The 18,435-nt window shown below is 35.4% G+C and carries 19 protein-coding genes; 8 read left to right on the top strand and 11 right to left on the bottom strand.

The features are described 5' to 3' along the window. Positions 1–110: 110 nt before the first annotated feature. Positions 111–1,007, top strand: a complete 897-nt coding sequence (locus H1225_RS04520) for an AraC family transcriptional regulator (protein WP_109400859.1) — start codon at positions 111–113, stop codon at positions 1,005–1,007. 79 nt (positions 1,008–1,086) lie between these two features. Here the strand turns inward: H1225_RS04520 and H1225_RS04515 are convergent, their stop codons facing one another. After that, entirely contained in the window at positions 1,087–2,583 is a 1,497-nt protein-coding gene (locus tag H1225_RS04515; RefSeq protein ID WP_109847554.1) for a C69 family dipeptidase, read from the bottom strand. Positions 2,584–3,281: 698 nt separating this feature from the next. Here H1225_RS04515 and H1225_RS04510 point away from each other — a divergent pair. Then, on the top strand, positions 3,282–3,794 hold the full coding sequence (locus tag H1225_RS04510; protein ID WP_161724695.1) for a LysR family transcriptional regulator: 513 nt from the start codon (positions 3,282–3,284) through the stop codon (positions 3,792–3,794). 66 nt (positions 3,795–3,860) lie between these two features. Here the strand turns inward: H1225_RS04510 and cbpM are convergent, their stop codons facing one another. Both cbpM and cbpA read right to left on the bottom strand, forming a co-directional pair. After that, positions 3,861–4,160, bottom strand: a complete 300-nt coding sequence (gene cbpM / locus H1225_RS04505) for a chaperone modulator CbpM (RefSeq protein ID WP_006537342.1) — start codon at positions 4,158–4,160, stop codon at positions 3,861–3,863. Then, positions 4,160–5,101 (bottom strand): curved DNA-binding protein, encoded by a 942-nt coding sequence (cbpA, locus tag H1225_RS04500; protein ID WP_072062764.1) that lies wholly within the window; start codon positions 5,099–5,101, stop codon positions 4,160–4,162. The genes cbpM and cbpA overlap by 1 nt, the downstream gene beginning before the upstream one ends. 261 nt (positions 5,102–5,362) lie before the next feature. Between cbpA and H1225_RS04495 the strand changes: the two genes are divergently transcribed. Beyond that, entirely contained in the window at positions 5,363–5,611 is a 249-nt protein-coding gene (locus H1225_RS04495) for a hypothetical protein (protein ID WP_006537345.1), read from the top strand. 60 nt (positions 5,612–5,671) lie between these two features. Here the strand turns inward: H1225_RS04495 and H1225_RS04490 are convergent, their stop codons facing one another. Beyond that, positions 5,672–6,799 (bottom strand): ABC transporter substrate-binding protein, encoded by a 1,128-nt coding sequence (locus H1225_RS04490; RefSeq protein ID WP_072062766.1) that lies wholly within the window; start codon positions 6,797–6,799, stop codon positions 5,672–5,674. 349 nt (positions 6,800–7,148) lie between these two features. Next, on the bottom strand, positions 7,149–7,832 hold the full coding sequence (locus tag H1225_RS04485) for a hypothetical protein (protein ID WP_109847575.1): 684 nt from the start codon (positions 7,830–7,832) through the stop codon (positions 7,149–7,151). An 854-nt stretch (positions 7,833–8,686) separates the two neighbouring features. Between H1225_RS04485 and H1225_RS04480 the strand changes: the two genes are divergently transcribed. From H1225_RS04480 to H1225_RS04465, 5 genes are all read left to right on the top strand, one after another. Continuing rightward, positions 8,687–8,878, top strand: coding sequence for a hypothetical protein (locus H1225_RS04480; protein ID WP_004247006.1), 192 nt, complete (start codon positions 8,687–8,689; stop codon positions 8,876–8,878). A gap of 162 nt (positions 8,879–9,040) precedes the next feature. After that, the gene (locus tag H1225_RS18395; protein WP_215534280.1) at positions 9,041–9,202 is read left to right on the top strand and encodes a YnfU family zinc-binding protein; all 162 of its coding nucleotides are present in this window, start codon (positions 9,041–9,043) and stop codon (positions 9,200–9,202) included. Positions 9,203–9,214: 12 nt separating this feature from the next. Further along, complete coding sequence (locus H1225_RS04475; RefSeq protein ID WP_089503251.1) at positions 9,215–9,355, top strand: DNA polymerase III subunit theta; 141 nt, start codon at positions 9,215–9,217, stop codon at positions 9,353–9,355. A gap of 392 nt (positions 9,356–9,747) precedes the next feature. Continuing rightward, positions 9,748–11,010, top strand: a complete 1,263-nt coding sequence (locus tag H1225_RS04470) for an AAA family ATPase (protein ID WP_239739518.1) — start codon at positions 9,748–9,750, stop codon at positions 11,008–11,010. Between the two features lie 4 nt (positions 11,011–11,014). Continuing rightward, positions 11,015–11,725: an RloB family protein gene (locus tag H1225_RS04465; RefSeq protein WP_239739517.1), complete on the top strand. Its 711-nt coding sequence runs from the start codon at positions 11,015–11,017 to the stop codon at positions 11,723–11,725. A 167-nt stretch (positions 11,726–11,892) separates the two neighbouring features. Here H1225_RS04465 and H1225_RS04460 read toward each other — a convergent pair whose 3' ends face one another. Genes H1225_RS04460 through H1225_RS04435 form a run of 6 tightly spaced genes read right to left on the bottom strand, consistent with a single transcriptional unit; the run spans position 11,893 to position 18,434 of the window. Then, positions 11,893–12,534 carry a hypothetical protein gene (locus tag H1225_RS04460; RefSeq protein ID WP_239739516.1) on the bottom strand — a complete coding sequence of 214 codons (642 nt, stop codon included), beginning with the start codon at positions 12,532–12,534 and terminating at the stop codon, positions 11,893–11,895. Then, positions 12,531–12,794 (bottom strand): hypothetical protein, encoded by a 264-nt coding sequence (locus H1225_RS04455; RefSeq protein ID WP_004242500.1) that lies wholly within the window; start codon positions 12,792–12,794, stop codon positions 12,531–12,533. The genes H1225_RS04460 and H1225_RS04455 overlap by 4 nt, the downstream gene beginning before the upstream one ends. After that, a complete protein-coding gene (locus tag H1225_RS04450; protein WP_004242498.1) occupies positions 12,779–13,030 on the bottom strand; it encodes a hypothetical protein in 252 nt (83 codons plus the stop codon). Before H1225_RS04450 ends, H1225_RS04455 begins: the two co-directional genes overlap by 16 nt. A 3-nt stretch (positions 13,031–13,033) precedes the next feature. Further along, positions 13,034–17,212, bottom strand: coding sequence for a TipJ family phage tail tip protein (locus H1225_RS04445; protein WP_239739514.1), 4,179 nt, complete (start codon positions 17,210–17,212; stop codon positions 13,034–13,036). Beyond that, positions 17,212–17,778, bottom strand: coding sequence for a tail assembly protein (locus H1225_RS04440; RefSeq protein ID WP_089503237.1), 567 nt, complete (start codon positions 17,776–17,778; stop codon positions 17,212–17,214). Before H1225_RS04440 ends, H1225_RS04445 begins: the two co-directional genes overlap by 1 nt. After that, on the bottom strand, positions 17,715–18,434 hold the full coding sequence (locus H1225_RS04435; RefSeq protein WP_196564354.1) for a C40 family peptidase: 720 nt from the start codon (positions 18,432–18,434) through the stop codon (positions 17,715–17,717). The genes H1225_RS04440 and H1225_RS04435 overlap by 64 nt, the downstream gene beginning before the upstream one ends. Between the last annotated feature and the right edge of the window lies 1 nt (position 18,435).

The raw sequence follows: 18,435 nt of genomic DNA, 5'->3' as shown, positions 1-18,435 counted from the left end.
CTATCATTATACGATATGTAATTATCCTAACACCTATAAATTTATTGTAGTTCAATAAATTAAGTCGATTCTGTTGAGAAACATCGATAGAAAAATTAATAGGAATATTCATGCTACAAGAGAATGTTGTTAAAGATATCATTGTTTGGATTGAGCAAAATCTCGATTCACGTTTATCGTTAGATATTGTTGCTGAAAAATCAGGCTATACAAAATGGCATTTTCAGCGTTTATTTAAAGCGTATACAGGAATATCTTTAGGAAAATACATACTCGCTCGTCGTTTATCTTGTGGCGCCTACGCGTTAAGAATAACACGTTGTAGCCTGTTAGATATTTCATTGAAGTATCGTTTTGATTCCCAACAAACATTTTGCAGGGCCTTTAAAAAACAGTTTAATATCACGCCTTCGGAATATAGAAAAAGACCAGGATGGGATATTAGTGAACTGATTTTCCCTGCATTAGAAACCGTTGAACTGAGCGCTAAATATGAGGTAGTTACACTCTCATCTCAAAAATTAGTCGGTATGTCACATCATTACAATAAGCCTATTTCAACATGGGATTCAGACAAGAAAAAATTCAGAAAAGAATTTTGGCGTAAATTTTTAAAAGATGTGCATACAATACCCACAGAGCTATATGCAATGCATCGAGCATCTGCAAGTACATTAGAAGATACTATGTATATTTATAGCACTGCCGTTGATAAAGAAAAGTTAGCAAAAACATCAAATGCTTCGGCCATGTCACAACTAGAACTACCTGGTGGCAACTATCTAGCCATTACATTTCATATAAATGAAATCTTAGATTCATTAACTGGTTATGATGACATTATTTATACCGTCTATACCAAAGTACTTCCGAAAATGAATTTATTGCGCAGACCCGGTCCAGACATTGAACGATATACATTAAAAGAGTCAGTAAGTTACGATAAATTACTTGGTCAAAGTGATCATTACGTACAAAAGATTAGCTACTATATTCCTGTTCTTTAATGAGTTTTATCTATAAAAAAGATCCCAGTTTAATTGGGATCTTTCTATTAAAATAGATATCTAAAATACTTCTATCCTATCAATCCTTCTTAGACTTATTAGCAAAGAAAATATCATCTTGAATATCTTTTGTTCTTACTGTAAACAATTCGTTCATTAAGTTTTCAGTTAATTTTTCAGCATCTGCCATAACTCGTAGATTAAATTCATTAAGCATTTTATCTGCGCCAGTTTTATCTTTTTTCACCATAGTGAGATATTTAGCTTCCATTTCTTTTTGCTCTAATGCGGTTTTTGCTTCCCACTCTTGATAAGCTTTTTTCACTATTGGTGCGAGTTTTGGATAATCTGTCATCACTAATGTTTGTAACTTACGATATTTCCAGTAAATAGAATCACTATCTGCTTGATTACTTCCTATTCCATAATGTTGCGGATAAGCTTTTAATCCACTGTAATACGGAACAAATGCAGTTAAATCTGCCATGCCTAAACCAACATAGGTCACTTCACCAATTTCTTGAGGAAGCTCAGGACGAACTTGCATAACATGCGCTTCATAAGTTCTAAATACACTAATTGGACGCCAAGATTCTTGACCATTTAACCCATTGGTATATGGGTCGTGTTTCGTCCCTTCAAAGTGATTACGTAACATCGCTTTAGCTTCTTCCACTGATACTTTTTTTTCTGGCGTTAATAAAGGTGCGAAATTACGACCATCATCCACAGCTTGTTTTAGTGATGGGTTAAATTGTTGCTGGATAACCCATACTCGCGGATCATTATAAGTACGGTCTCGTTCGTCATCTCGTGTATAAGCTTTTGAGAAATTAAATGCCCCCTCTTTTTCAGGATTATAAAGCCCTTTCTCAACAGCAAATTCTACTAGATTTTTAGAGCCTAACACATCATTACTGTTAATATCATAGTGTTGTAATCGACCTTGGTTTCCTGTTGCAAAGTATTTATCTTTAGGTAATTTTTGTGCGATCCAATGATGTCCTGTTCCAGTTTCCAAATACCAAAGCTCATTTTTATCAACAACAGCGACACCAAATCCTTCACCAGCACCTTGTTCTTCAATAATGTTCCCTAATAATTCCACTGCTTCACGAGCTGTTTTTGCTCTTGAAAGTAGGACATCTGGAATATCATCTTCAGTTATCCCTGTCTCTTCAACATAGGGATCAAAAGAGAGTGCTTTAGGTGAAGCAAAAATAGATTCAGTACCACTAACACCCACTCCTAGTTCATTAAATCCTGTTGCACCATGGAGTTGCGTTTTCCAATTCGGCACAGTGGTATAGCGTAATGAATTCTTTGGTAATGGATATGTAAAATTATTAGCACCATTATGTTCTTTGGTACTGTAAATACCCGTTTGATTCGTTTTAGCCGGATGAATAACAAAATGTTGTGCTTTTAATGCATCACTATCTGCGCTACGCGCAATAATCAACGAACCATCATTTGTTGCTTCACTTCCTGCTAACAACGTTGTACAGGCTAAAGCTGAAGACGCTAATGCTATATTAATAGATAAAGCAATAATACCCTTTTTAAATAAAGACATAAAACTCCCCATTTGCTTGTTATTTATAATTTGTAGATCAATTAAGTATCTTTTTAGAATCAAAATAAAAAACCAGATAGATAATTTGATGTGAAATATTAACAATGAAAAAGCGTAGATTTCCGTGATTTATATCTCAATGATTATTATATTTCGAAATAAAAAGGTTAATTATACCTATCATATTAATATCAGTGAGTTTTATAAAAAACACATTTTAAATATAAATAAATCTAGATAAGATTTGTTATTAACGTTATTGTTATGTAATTAACAACGATGTTATTTATGTAAACGGCTATTGATATTAACGACAATAACAACAGATTAAATCCAATAATACTTTATGTTAATTTTGTTGTGTTAGCCTAAAAAATTTCCACTTTTATTTTCTATAATTCTTTCATCAGAAATATTGATTGATTTTTTCTTTTATAAATTCAAATAGCTGCTCAAATCCCTCCTTTGATTTAGCAGCTCTTATTAAGACTATTATATGATTATGTCTTTAATAACATTACGTTATAGCCTTTATAATAAAATTTATAAATTACAAATAACATTTATAATCTACGTTTTTACTCTTAGAATATTTCTTATAAAAATCATTCAAATTTTCCTTCATCACTATTATTTAATAATCAACTTATTAACTGTATAATCGAACATAAGATAAACTGACTAAAACAAAAAACACGATGGCAATTAATTTAAAAAGAACTTCTTGGTCAGGAGGATGGGCAACTTTACGTGACTTTGAAATTATACAATCCGTGATCGATCATGGAAGTGTCACTAATGCAGCAAAGCAGCTAGGCATTTCACAACCTGCAGTAAGTCAGTCATTAAATCAGATCGAGAAACGTTGTGGTAAAAAGCTATTCACTCGTGAAAATAATAAATTAATACCAAACTCTGATGCCTTATTACTTTATGAAGAAATCGCCAATATCGCTGAATCTTTCAATCGATTGAGCCATTTTCATCATCAAGAAAAAAAGAGGAGTATACGGATTCTAGTTCCACCAACATTAGCCTATGGTTTTATCAATCAGGTTACTACTCAATTTATCAAAAAATATCAGGTTAATGTCCATTTAGAAATATCTAGAAGTGAGCAACTTCTTTCTTTAATAGCAAAAGAACAAGCTGATATTGTTATTACTGATAATATGACCATTAATAAGGAATATAAAAATACAATTTTTTAATAAAATTTCAGGCACAAAAATAGCCACTAAAGCTATTTATTGTTTTAGTGGCTAATTTATTAATCTTTATTCATTTATAAAACGCATTAACTGCTGACGTAATTGCTTATTTTCTTGTTTTAACTGTTCATTTTGATCTAATAAAGTCAGTGCTATGGCTATACCATGCCAATCTAATGCAAGCTCTTTATGAAGTTTTAATGCGCGATGTGTTACCACAACAGCGTTATCATCGAAAAACCACTCTTGAGTTTCAATTTCTAGTGGTTCAATCACCCCAAGAGCGACAAACTCTTTGAGCTCATCATTTGATATTCCCGTATGATGACAAAACTCAGTAACAGTAAATATTGTTAATTGACCCATTATTTATTCTCCCAGTCTTTACGTGGATTATAATCGGTCTGGCTATCTGCAATTTGTTGCCATAATTCGCGCATCTTTTCATCGGGTTTAGGTGGCATCACAATTTTTAGAATTGCATATAAATCACCGCTGACCTTTTTGCTGACTAACCCTTTTCCCTTAATACGTAGCTTTTGTCCTGCCTGACTTCCCGCCGGAATAGTTAACAAGATTTTTTCTTTTATTGTAGGTATAGGAATTTTTGCACCTAATGCTGCTTCCCAAGGAGCGACTGGGACAACTATTTCTAAATCATGACCTTTAATATCAAATAGAGGATGAGGCGCAATACGAATTGTTAGCCATAAATCACCATTCTCCCCTCCATTTTCACCTATTGTTCCCTGACCTTTTAAACGAATACGTTGTCCATCAATGACACCAGCTGGAATTTTAACATTTAAAGTTTTAGGGATCTCTTCTTCCAAAATTCCGAAAACATTATAAACAGGTAAGTGATAGCTAATCGTACGCTTATGTTCTTCCTGTGATTCTTCCAGAAAAACAGCTAATTCTATTTCTAAATCATGCCCGCGCTGTTTAGGAGCATGTTGAGCTCGTCGCCCTTCAAATGGGGAATGTTGACCGAAAAATGAAGTGTAAAAATTATCAAAATCTTCTTGGCTAAAGCTTTCTTGATCCTTATTTGAATGTTGTTGTGTAAATTGCCTAAATTTAGGATCGTTACGATGAGCCCAAAGCTCATCATATTCAGCTCTACGTTGTTCATCTCCTAATATTTCCCATGCTTGAGCAATTTCTTTAAAACGCTCTTCTGCATTTGGCTCTTTACTTACATCAGGGTGATATTTTTTCGCTAAACGACGATAAGCCGTTTTAATCGTTTTAGTATCATCAGTGGGTTTGACACCCATTATGGCGTAGTAATCCTTTAATTCCATAGTGACATCTCAATTATGTTAAATAATGAATTAAATATTAATACTCTAGATTTGATTAATTATAGAACAAAGAAATTATGTTGATGAGTAAAACCCTATAATAACAACAATCGAATGCCTAAATTGAATGCAGAATATTGTTTTTCAATCAGTTATCTATCATCTAATATCCCACTTTTCCTAGTGGATTATTTCTGAACCATACTAAAACAATATCTATTTTTTCGGAAACGGATCGTAATTTAGACTAACTAATAGCTGATGCCCAAATTGTTCGACAAGCAAGTGGGTAATATTGCCTATCCCTTTTCTTGCCCCGCCATTCAAGCAATAACAGCACCACTCAGTGCATGGATTTTGAATCGCTATTTTTCTTTAGCCAAAGGCCCAAGACCAACAAAAATACGAGTCATGCATATCATTGGTTTTGAATTAAGTTTTGTGAAAATTGATTTACTTATTATTATAGCTATTAGCCTTATTTTAACTTTATTAAGCCAAATACTTTGATTGGCCGAAATGTAGATGAATATAAAAAGCCCTTAAACTCAAGGGCTATATTTAACATTTTTATTTATCTGCTTTCGCCGCCCAAAGAAATTTAGCGCTAGGTAATGTTGTATATTTTTCTATTATCTCTTTATAAGTATTCTCTGGTTTTAATTCTGCAAATTGTTCTGGGTAAATGAAGGTTGCTAAATATTCTAAACCAACAATGTTATATGGATGATTATAGAAATTATGATATATACCATATAATTGCCCATTTTCAACCGCAGCGATTTGATTAAATCCAATTCGACTCTTCAATCGTTTGAAGCCTTCTTGAGTCTCTTTGCTAGATACTCCATAACCAAATGGTGCAGCAATACTATTTTTATTAATCCAGCGAGATCCCGTTACAATATATACATCAGGTTTAGTACTAATAACTTGCTCTAAAGAAATAACACCTGAAGCTCCTGGTAAGAAATGACTACCAATATTGTCACCCCCAACAGCTTGAATCAAACCACCCCAACCCGCATTATTATGTGTAAAGCAACACCCATCACCATTTGCTCCAGCCTTTGCCTCTACAAATACACGTGGCTTATTTTTAATTTCTTGAGTTTTATTTTTGATACTATCTAGGTGTTGTTGATAAAAATCAGTATATTCTTTAGCTTCACTTTCTTTATTTAAAATGATACCAAGAAGCTCTACACTTTCTTTCGTGTTTTTGACTGGTTCTAAGAAAGTATCAACATAAATAATAGGAATATTGGCTTCTTTTAAAATACTGACAACACCCGATCCTTCTAGTGCGGGTTTGGCTCTGAGTTGCGCAATCACAACATCGGGTTGTTGTGCAATAACTTGCTCTGCATTCACTTCACCTTTGTCATTAAATCCCATATCAGGGATTGAATTTATATTAGATTTCCATTTCTGTTCTAGTAAAGAAACTGTCTGTGGATCCGATTTTTTTAGATTATTATTCCATGCTACAACTCTTTCAAACGGATTATTTCTATCAAGCAAAGCCAGCGTTAAAATATCTCTACCATCTTGTAATACAACACGTTTTGGTTCATGTTTTAACGTTATTTTTTGCCCATCAGTATCCGTAATTGTAACAGGATATGTTGTAGCCAATGCGCTAAAAGGAAGCAATGCAGAAAGAGATATTGCTAATAGGTGATATTTATTTTTCATTGTATACTCTCCATAACAGAGAGTTAATGATAACAATTATCATTAACATCATCAATGAAAATTATCTTTTTATGACTAAAAAATAAATTCGTTTTAATAGTGCGATATCTAGCAATAAAGAAATATTCGAGTCTGATATGTCAGCTTATTTCACTAATGCAGTTAACTATCTAATTAAAAAGCCTTTTATGTCCATTCTAATTACAATACAAAAATAACCCTAACCATAAACTATCATGTGTTCTTGTCACTAGTTTATTTCAAATTACAATAGCAGCGTTAAACAGATAAAGTAACTTCTTTGTTTAACGCTATATTTTGAGGAGACAACCATTCATTTTTGATAATTTTAATTACTAGAAAAATTACTTATCACTTCATACGTTAATGAATTATCAGAACTATTTATAACTTTCAATTTAACATTTTCATAGGAGATAATATTACTTTCTTTAAGATTAAATTGAATGTTGTTACCAAACCCTTGATTTTCTATGTTTGAGCCTATTTTTCTATAACTAACATCTACAATTTGATTATTTATTCCATTAAAAATTAAAGCCTGCTCAAATGAATTACCATCGGAATTATTCAACTTAAGATATTCAATCTTAGCCTTATCACTACAAACAGCAACATTTAAGTCAGTTACAATACAAATCTCATCAGCCTTAGCTCCTTTTTTTATTAAAATTGAACTCCATGGCTGGCCAAGAACCTCAACAACTACAGAACCAGAGTCAATAGTTTGAGTTGGCATATAAAAATCGCCTTTGTCGCTTGAACCAACTTTTTTGAATACACCAGGAATAATTTTATAGGCCAGATCTATTTGTATTGGGTTTAGTACCTTAATCGCTCTTAGTTCACTTATATTACCTTCTCTTACTAAACTTTGACCTATGGTCGCACGATTAACACTCCCTACTTTCGGCTCACTTATTTTATACAAGTCTGGAGTGTAATTATATTCAGTCACAGCACACCCAGATAAAGTAAAAGCACAACCAATTGAAACTAATAAATTTTTCATTTTGATAGAAATCTCGTTACAAACATGAATAGGCATTAAAGATTACATTTACATACAGATTCTAGCAAGTAACTATCTACGACTCTGTTAACAAACTACTCATAACAACCTGTGAAATTAATTAGTTTCCTTTCTGACAGATCATTAACTCCAGCGCATTAATATCAATACCATTAGCTTTAATGGGGACTGGCTACGATTACCACTCTCAGCCTAGATACAACCCACCACTATCAAATAGCTTGCAATCTTTCTCTTTAGATTTACTAGGATCAATTGTTTAACGGTTAGCTTCATTTGGGAGGACTCAAATCATAAGGTATAAATGTACCCTATTTGTACCAGCTAAAGTAGATAGCTTTCAATGGACGTTAGTAGACGTTGGAATGATGGGATTTAGTTGGAATGCTTGATTTACTTGGGATAAGGAAATGCTAGGAGATGATGAAATGGCGGAGGAGGAGAGAACAAAATAAATAGGTTAACACACTGATTTATATAAAAATAAACATACAAATAAATTTTCATACCCCCATAAATACCCCTTTTGGATTTTTAGAGGTTATTTTTAGATAAGACATGAATGCAAAAAAAGAAAGGTGATACTTTTATACCACCTCCTCATTTTTAATTCCACCTATCCAAAAACTAACTGGAGCTGTTATGAACCTCATGAAGCTAATCCAGAAAGAAAAAAAGATAATGGAATTATTTAAGCCTGATAATTTTGCATGAGTAGCTGGCGAAATAGGCGCCCCTCCTTTTGAGGTTTCTGGTGTAGCTTAATGCTTAAAGGATAGGATTCTTTTAACAAGAAAAGTATTCTCGAATCTACTCGCAGAACATTAGATAGCATGGTTAAAGATGGCTTGTTAGAAAAAATATCCAGCTATGAGAGACGACAAAACAAACACCAAGGCTCAAGTAGCTCTCCTGGTGTTCGTTGTGTCGTTAGTCGATATGGCTTATGTGGAAAGTGTCGTCTTGTGAAATGCGAAGATGACGGAGAGGATTTTATTGAAGGTGAGTGTGTGGTAGTTGGCTAACCAACAGGCAGTTTCTGGCACCTTAAATACTCAAACGTACTTGCTGTGCTTTATCATGTGGTGTAATAAAAATTGTCACCACAAATAAAAGAACAAAAATTGAGCAATTAAATACAAAGTAGCGTACACTGAATCACGATATCCCTATAATGGGTGAAAGATATGAAAGCTTTTAATGTGATAAGAATGTTTCAAGACGCACTAGTAGAAGTTACCTGCCCAAGCTGTTCTTACGTAGCTAAACAAAACAAACACAAACTTAAGAAAAACCTAATCTTATTATGCCCTAATTGTGGCTACATGTTTTATTTCAATAAAATATAAACACCACGCAATATGCCCGTTGTTGCCGTGGAAGTTGAACGACAACAACCAGCACATCTGCGCGAGTATTTTAACGAACGATTGGCATTTTATCGTGAGAGAGGCAAGAAGTTGCCTGATGGGAGTTCGGTGCAGTATTTGAAAACAGAGTAGAGCCGATGCTCGATGGAACCGACCGATTTATATAATCAATTAGTTATAAATTTCTGGAGTCTTATTGGTGTCCTGATTTTTTCTCTTACACTTATTGATAAAACATCATACTGACAATTAGTTGCATTACCCACCATACTCCCTCAACCTACATGGTGTAGCATTATACATCCTAGTCATATTGAACAATGGCTAACACGAAGAATATTCAATTTTTTAAACATTGTTGTTATAATATCCAACATACAATCGAGCATTAATCGCTTACGAGAAGCAAAATAAACCGAATTTATGGTAATTTTTGTCAAAAAGGGAACTTTAATTGAATTTTAACGTGACTAAAACCCCGTAGAGACCTACAATAAAGTCATATGATAAAAAAGGAATCAAAAATGCTTATTGAATTTAGTGTTGAAAACTACCTTTCGATTAAGAAAAAACAAACATTTTCACTTGTCGCTAATAAATCCAAAGAACTAGAAGAAAATATTTTTAATGTAGCTGGCAATATTAATCTAGGAATCCTAAAGTCTGCTGTAATTTATGGGGCAAATGCTGCTGGAAAATCCAATCTTCTATTGGCTTTCAGATCCATGGTTGATATCGTACTGCACTCGGCTTCACACAACCAAGCTGGGGATTCTTTACCCGTAAAAGCATTCAAACTATCGTCCGATACAATTAATTCACCTTCTGAATTTGAAATTATTTTTATTCATAATAATATTCGATACCAATATGGGTTTTCTGCAACAGAACAACAGATTATTGATGAATGGTTATTTGCATACCCTAAAGGTAGACCTCAAAAGTGGTTTGAAAGATCATGGAATGAAGATAACTCTGAATTTGACTGGGACTTCGGTTCTTCTTTATTTGGAGAAAAACAACTTTGGCAAAAATCAACTCGGAATAATGCTTTATTTTTATCTACTGCAGTACAATTGAACAGTGAACAACTAAAACCAGTATTCACATGGTTTCAGAAAAACATTAAATTAACTGGAGTTTCTGGTTGGTCAAAACATTATTCTGCTTCTTGTTGTACAAATCAATTTAAATCAGAAATCTTAAAATTTCTAAAATCTGCTGATATCGGAATTGATGATATCATTGTTACAAAAGAAAAATTTAATCCTTCAGAACTTCCTGAAGATATGCCTGAAGAACTTAAAAAAGTTATTATTTCAAGCATGGAAAATGAAGATGTATATGATATCTCCACAATCCATTTTAATGATAAAAAAGAACCTGTTAAATTTAAACTTGAAGAAGAATCGCATGGAACTCAGAAACTTTTTTCTTTGGCTGGCCCATGGTTAGATGCTCTAGAAAATGGTTATACCTTGCTAATTGACGAGTTAAATGATGCTTTACACCCTAAAATTGTTAGCTATTTAGTCACATTATTTAATGACCCAACTTTAAATAAACATGGTGCTCAATTAATTTTCTCAACACATGAAACATCAATTATGAATCAAAATGTATTTAGAAGAGATCAAATTTGGTTCTGTGAAAAAAATGATAAAAATGAAACGAATATTTACCCATTGATTGACTATAGTCCAAGAAAAGGAAGAGAAAATCTAGAGGCTTCATATCTTGATGGCCGATATGGTGCATTACCTTCAATTAAAAAATTAGGAAATTAAATTAATGGGTAGCGAAGATTTATTTAAAAAAAAACGTGCTGCAAAAAGTGCCAAAACACTAAAAAGGACAAAAGGAAATAAAGAACCTTTATCAAAAATTTTAATTGTTTGTGAGGGGTTAAAAACTGAACCAATTTATTTTAATGAAATAATTGAATATTTTAACTTATTAACTGCTAGTGTTATAGATATTACCGGAGATTGTGGCTCAAGTCCTATGAGTGTGGTCAGGTATGCAAAAAAACTACAGAAAGAAAAAATAGAAATAGGTGCTCCATATGATGAAATTTATATTGTAATAGATAAAGATGCACATAGTGATTATTTAACAGCATTAGATAATATAAGTAGAAGTAATAAGCCATCTAGTACTTGGATAGCTATTAATTCAGTACCATGTTTCGAATTTTGGCTTTTACTTCACTATACCTATACTACTAGAGCTTATAAAAACTTACCGAACAATAGTTCTGGTAACCAAATTATTAAAGAATTAAGAAAATATATTAAAGATTATCAAAAAGGAGCCAAAGGCATATTTCACAAAACACTTTCTGACTTAAAATCCAAGGATTTACAAGAAGTTATAGGAAAAGCTGAACGCTGTTGCAAAGAAGTAGAAGATACTGGCTCAGATAACCCGAGTACAAAAGTTCATATACTTATCAGTAGACTGTTAAAGCTAAATCAACAAATCAAAGATAATAAAAAATAATCTTATGGCTCATTAAGAATTATGAGCCATAATTTTTTCTCTAGCATAATAATCTATAATTAAGTTTAAAATATACTTATATTACACAATAAACACATACTATAATTTCTTTAATTTAAATTATAGGTATTTAATAATCAAAACGAAATTAACTATCTAAACTCTTTCTATTCACCATACTCCCTTACATCAATATAAAAATACTGCTTTCCTAGTGAGGTTGTTGACATTTGTCCAGCCACTATCATGGAATGTGGAATAATACGATTGCCTCGTCCACAAAGAGTTACTCTAATCGTTTTTCCTCCCATCGAATCCATCATACCAATATGCCCAATTGTTGTGATTAATACTGCACAGGGAAAACCGACATTCACGCCACTCCAATTATTTCCTGTGAGAACAAAGTTATTTCCCTCTAATAAATTAAGCGGTCTTTGACTTGAAGCGTGTGTAATAACACCTTTATGATAGATTTGGATTCCCCATTTTTGAGGATGAAGTGAAATATGATAAGAAGACTTCACAAATACATAAAGCTCATATTCTGCTGAATTACCTTGAATAGTATCGATTAAATTCACACACCACGCATTGTTCTCATAAATTACTTCAGATAATCCACCTAATGATGGATTAGAAGAATTAAGAACTCGAATAAAAATAAGTGGCACTGCATTATTATTACCTTCGATAACTTTAATTATTCCCGGCTTGGTTTTTATCTTTTTTAAAAATACGGCTGATTCATAGGGTGTTAATTCTTCGGTAATGCCCTGATTAAAAAATAATGCACCATATTTACTCATTTAATTAGTACCATAATAATTCCATTAATCGATTGGCTACCGCGTAGAGAATTCCACGAGATTTTATTATTCTCGACTCTAACAGTGAAATAAGATCCTCGATTTCTAGCTACAATATAGGCGGCCAATGACCGCCCTTTAGGAATATTATTATAAGTTTTACTGCCATTTTGAGTGACCGCTATTTGGTCAAAAATAAACGAACGCCCTGTGATTTTTATTGGCTTTCCTTTTTCATATATCTCTATTCCCCACGACATGAGAAATCCTCTACGGCATCAGGAGATACCCATCCTCCTAAGAATTTAAATCCTAATTGAGGTACAGCATGATAAAGAGGCCCTTTAATGGTTTCTCTCTTTTTATCAAACTTCACCAATACAGGTTGTTGATAGTGAAAAGTTTTTATTTGGTAAACACCTTGGCAATCGACTTTCTTATATCCAGAGGTACACCCTGACAATAATAATGCTGTAATTAAAACAATAAACTTCATACGCTACCCTAAATAACCTATTTTTGCCGCTAACTGATTGTTTTCATCGTAAACATAAATAGTATTATTCGTGATCACTAACCGCCCTTTTGTTCCTCCTGAGTTAATATCTAATCGTCCACGAAATACAGCATCATTTAATTCCACATTCCCTGTTGTGGCATCAATATTAAATCCTTTCTTGCCTGCTAAATAATTAGTGGAGGTTATCTTTTTACCCACTGATAATTTATCAATGGTTGCCTTGCTAAATAACGCATCATTGAAAAAAGCTTGTCCATTTTGGATCACAAATGGTGTCATCACTTTACCGTTTAATGACGATATCACTGCAAAGTTTTGGGCATTGACCAGAAATTGACTATTTCCTTGTGCATTAAAGCCTAAGCCAATGCCAGTAATGACTTTATTCCCTTTGCTATCCTGCTGGACTTTCATTGCCCATGATGCCGAAATTTTGCCATTTATGTCTGTGACCACTTTCGAAGTTTGTTCGATTTTAGCTGAACTTGTACCCACTTGGCTTTCTAGGCGAGTGACTTGCTGGGCGGTAGAGGTCACCTTACCTGAAACCTCGGTCACTTTAGTTTCAAGTTGGCTTACCGCATTCGCCGTTGCATTGGCTTTCTGTTCGCTGGACTTAGGTACGTCATTCGCCACAAATCCTTTCGGTGCCACCGATTGTTTGTTAGTGGTGTAAGTGCTGGTGATAATTTGATGGTTAACACTTTTATGCTTAGTGAGTTGATATTTAGCGCCTCCTCGCAAATAAATATATTCCACAGAGCTATTCGTTAACTGAGCAGGGCCCATTACAGGGGATTGATTTATCCATCGCCAATCAAAGTTATCAATGATACGGTTTTCAGACTGAGTTCCCCATCCAGAACCACTCACTTGCCACTCCACAATCATGGCAAAGCCTTTGGTGTTGTGAGTCGCATAGCTAGGTTTATTATCTCTATACTGCCCTAAGGTTCTAAAAACCTTAAAGGCATAACGATGAGAGGTCGCTAATGGCAAAATCACCGGATAATAGATGTTTTCATTAAGTTTTGATAAATCTAAATCCACCACCACAGATTCCGTTAAATCGGCTTTTACCGTCTCTAATTTGCTGGATAACGCTTGTACTTGAGAGGTTGCGGAGGTGACTTTGCCATCGAGATTAGACACATGCGTATTTAACGCATTGACCACACTACTGTCGGCTTTTCCCTTCAGTGTTGAACTGAGGGCTGAAATATCTTTCGATTGTGCTTGCTGTTTCGAGGTAAGGGTTTCTAATGATTGATTAATCGCAGAAACATTCCCATTCATCCGAGTTTCCAGCGATTGTCTGGCATTTGCTTCCGCTTGGTCACCTGTAACTCGCGCTTGCTTCTCAGCGGAAATGAGTCCTGCGGTGACTTTCGATAAATCATTGCCGGTATAATCACCACGAAGTTGAGTGGCTAAGGATTGCCGTTGTTGCGCTTCAGTTTTATCTGCCTCAATACGCGCTTGTTGCTCTTGTTTAATCGCTGCTGCCTGTGCTTCTGTTGCCGTTGAAACTTGGTTCATCCGCTCAGCCAGCAATTTTTCTGATTCCTCCCGTTTTTTTTCACTTTCTTCAATCGCCGCGCCTTGCCTCATTGACTCTTCTAAAAGCTTGTCATGATTTAGCCTCATTAGCTCATGTAATTCTGTAATGTAGATTTGATCAGCTTTACTGTTAATTTCGCTCAATAAGTCTTGTGCTAATTGATCTCGACCGATTTGCCCCGCTAATTCATCAAGAATAGCGTCTATGTTACCGTCAACTTGTCCTTTAGCTTCTACAAAATGAGATTTACCGTACTCATTGACACTTCGCACATAAAACCAGTAATCCAGACCCGCCCTTAGTTGTTCTTTAGTCCAGAATTTAGCTCTACCTAAAAAGTCAGCTTTTGACTCTATCTCATTGATATTACCTATCTTGTTTTCACCAGAAAACCAGAATTCAAACTCCGTATTTTGAGTGTGTGGCACGACGATATGTGGGATCAGCTTTATTTCAAAAAAGCCAGACTCAACCGTGATTGAACTCGGTGCGCTTGGTGCGCCAATGACCATTTGAACTTTTGTTTCGTTACCAAGCATTCCATTAGCGTCTTTACCTCGCACCCCAACAAGATAATCCCCCGCGTCAAGACCGTTGAAGTAGTATTCTAAATCAGTGGTATTTCCAGTAGATACAACCTTGCTGTTTTTATAAAGAGTGACATTAAATGAAATATTTCTATTAATGGTTGTTGTTACCCACATAGCCCTAGCCTGAACTTGAGGGCTATCATTAACATAAGCGATAGAAAGGCGCTCTATGTTAGGAATACGAACAACATTCTGTGTTGGAGGATTTCCAGTAAAATCAACACCGCTATCAACAATGCTTTCCTTTTGAGGCGCATGCTGAATACAGTTGTATAGATAGTTCCCCTCATTATCTTCCGAAATGGAAATTACCCTAAATAATCTGGTCGTTAACGTGCTCTTTGAAATGGAAAATACACCATACTGCTTCAATCCATGTGGATTTTCACGCAAAGTAACAATATCACCATCGATAGATTGAATTTCTATTTTTACGAACTTACCTGTTGCCCCTAAAAATGAGAAAGTGCCTTTATCATCATATTTCCACTCAATAGGCGCATCGATAATAATAGTACGAGCATTAACTGATAAAACTCGTCCTCCTACCTTCACCCCTGCAAAACTGTCATCTGCAACTTCAATAATATCGCCAGAGATACAGTTGATCCCCTCGCGTCCAGTTGTGAAGGTAACGCTATCTTTCTCCAGCTTTTCTGTTTGTAATATCCATTTACCCACTCTGTGAGCCTGCCCACGACTAGTACAGCCAAAAGCAGTGACTTTCTTGACATTTACACCGCCGAATCGCTGAATAAGGTCATCATCTTGGATAAATTCTCTTTCTTCACTCCATCCATTACTCGGATTTACCCATGACACTTCAATAGCATTGTGTCGTGCTGATTTCGCTGTTGATGTATATTTAAATTTGCCATCAATAACGTTTGAATTTGTATACGTCCATACTGGATCGGATGGTCTGTCTTGAAAGCACGTTAATTGTTGTCCATCCCATAAAGGCATACCGCGAAATACAGACGCCAAGTCATCAAGCACTTCTTTGGCTTTTCGTTGAGAGGTTATATAGGCATTGAAAGTAAAACGCGGCTCTTTGTTGCCAAACCCATCATCAACCAATTCATCACAGTAACGAGCAATGGCATATAGCGCGAATTTATCAACGCCAAACGAACCGATCATCTCTCCTATACCGTATCGTTCATTCGTAACCAAATCGTAAAAAACCCATGCGGGATTATTAGTCCATGCTGGCTTGAAGCGACCACTCCAAATCCCTGTGTAAGTGCGCGTTTCTGGATCATAGTTATCAGGAACTTGGATAATCATCCCTTTTATATGATAGGTGCGATTGGGTGTATCACCGTATTGGGATTTATCAATTTTCATCCCGACAACAGCAGAATTAGGATAAGAAAATTTAGCGTCAGTTATTTCTGTGTAACTCGCCCATACTGTGCCATTCTTCAGCAAATCACTCTTACTGTCTTCAGTTGTACGAGAAACCCTGATTTGAAATGGTTTTTTCTTAGGCGCATCGATGATATATGATTCTAAATATTGACCGCTAATTTTACCGATTATTCTTGCTGTTTCTGCATGTACCCAACCAGAACCCTCATTAACTTCAATAAGCATTTCCACCGTAGCATCGTACTGATTTCCCTTATCATCTTGACTAACAAGAGCAGAGACACCCAAAGTAAATCTAACGCGGTCAGTTTCCTGATCGGAAATAGTGCGCAAGATTGGCGTATTTTTTTTCACCTCAACATTAACGGGTATTTCTTTCTCTACAAAAGGAAAACCATCTAAAGGCGCTTGTGTCGGTGTTCCCGCACGCCATTGAACCTCAACCCCATGAATATTCGGATTGCCATCTTCATCTACAACAGGCGTACCATTCAATAAAAAGCCTGACATACCACCAACAGGGCCTTCTATTGGCCCTTCGGAAACCAAATCAATGACATTAAGAAATTGTTTATTTTTTAAGTTGTCATCAAGCAATCTCGGAGTGCTTCCTCCGCCACCACCTTTCCCCATTAAACAGTCTCCAAACCTTGTGATATTACATTGGAACCTACGACCATCTCGCCATAACAGATAGGAACGGGATAGCCTTGTCCGACTCTATTTGAGAGTGAACTAAAATACTGGTTACTTTCAGAGTTTCGCCCCTCTATGCTCGGTGCCGGAGGTGTTTTGGTTAACATCGTTGCCAATCCCGCCGCGGCCACTCCAACACCAGCAGCAAATAATGCCGTCGATGTCATTGTTGCTAAAAATCCACCCGGTATTAAAAAAGATGCACCAATTAACGCCGCTCCACCAATAATGCCTAGCCAACCACCTGATTTTGCACCACCAATGACAGGAACAATCGTAATAACATCACCTTCACTTAATGGTGTATTTAATCCCGCAGAAATGCTCTCCTTGGTCATATCATTACCTGCGATACGAACACGAAACTGCCCTTGATTAATCTCTTTTTTCAGCCCATCAATTTGATAGCAAAGACAGCGCAAGGCTTCACCAGCATTGCTTACTTCAAGTTCAAACCTGCGTCCAAATCTGCGTAAATAGCCTGCAAACTGTAATTTGACCATTGTTTATGTCTCCAGATGCTGTGAGTGTATTTAAACCAGTAACCACCGTAAGTATCTCGCTTACTCAATCTGTCTGGCCTGTGATGCAATATCTCTTGATTTCCTAAGTACAAAGCGGCATGGCAAGGTTTTGAAGTTCCTAAGCAAATCAATATCATGTCGCCTTCTTGAGCTTCATCAACTTGATAGAAACCCTGTTTAACTGTGTTATCTAAATAGAGATTTTGCTCTGTGTACCACCATTCATCAGGGCGAATAAAATCATCTAACTGAATGCCTGAAAGGTGATAGGCGTCGCATATAATGGAGTAACAATCCTGCTCACCATGCTTAAACTCTCTTCCTATTAGTGGTGCTATTGGTCTGAACTTGTGGATCACACCATCACATACCAACCACCACGGTAGATTTGTTTTCCTTTGCATTGCTCTATCGCCAGAACTCAAGAAAGGTTTTCCGTCAGGATGACTATGAACAATAGCTTTGACGTCTGAATAACACTCTGCCGTCATCCAGTCGTCTGGGCTGATTTCAAAATAGTTTTGTGGTTCTGGGTGTATATTTTTACAAGGGAAATACCTGTCGCCAGAAATTAAACCGCACGACTCCCTCACTCCTTCCGCTTTCGCGTGAGCGATAATGTCTTTTTCAATCATG

This window comes from Proteus penneri (assembly GCF_022369495.1).
Taxonomy (GTDB): Bacteria; Pseudomonadota; Gammaproteobacteria; order Enterobacterales; family Enterobacteriaceae; genus Proteus; species Proteus penneri.
The sequence above is the reverse complement of the archived record's forward strand: the minus strand, read 5'-3'. Positions and strand labels throughout refer to the sequence as shown.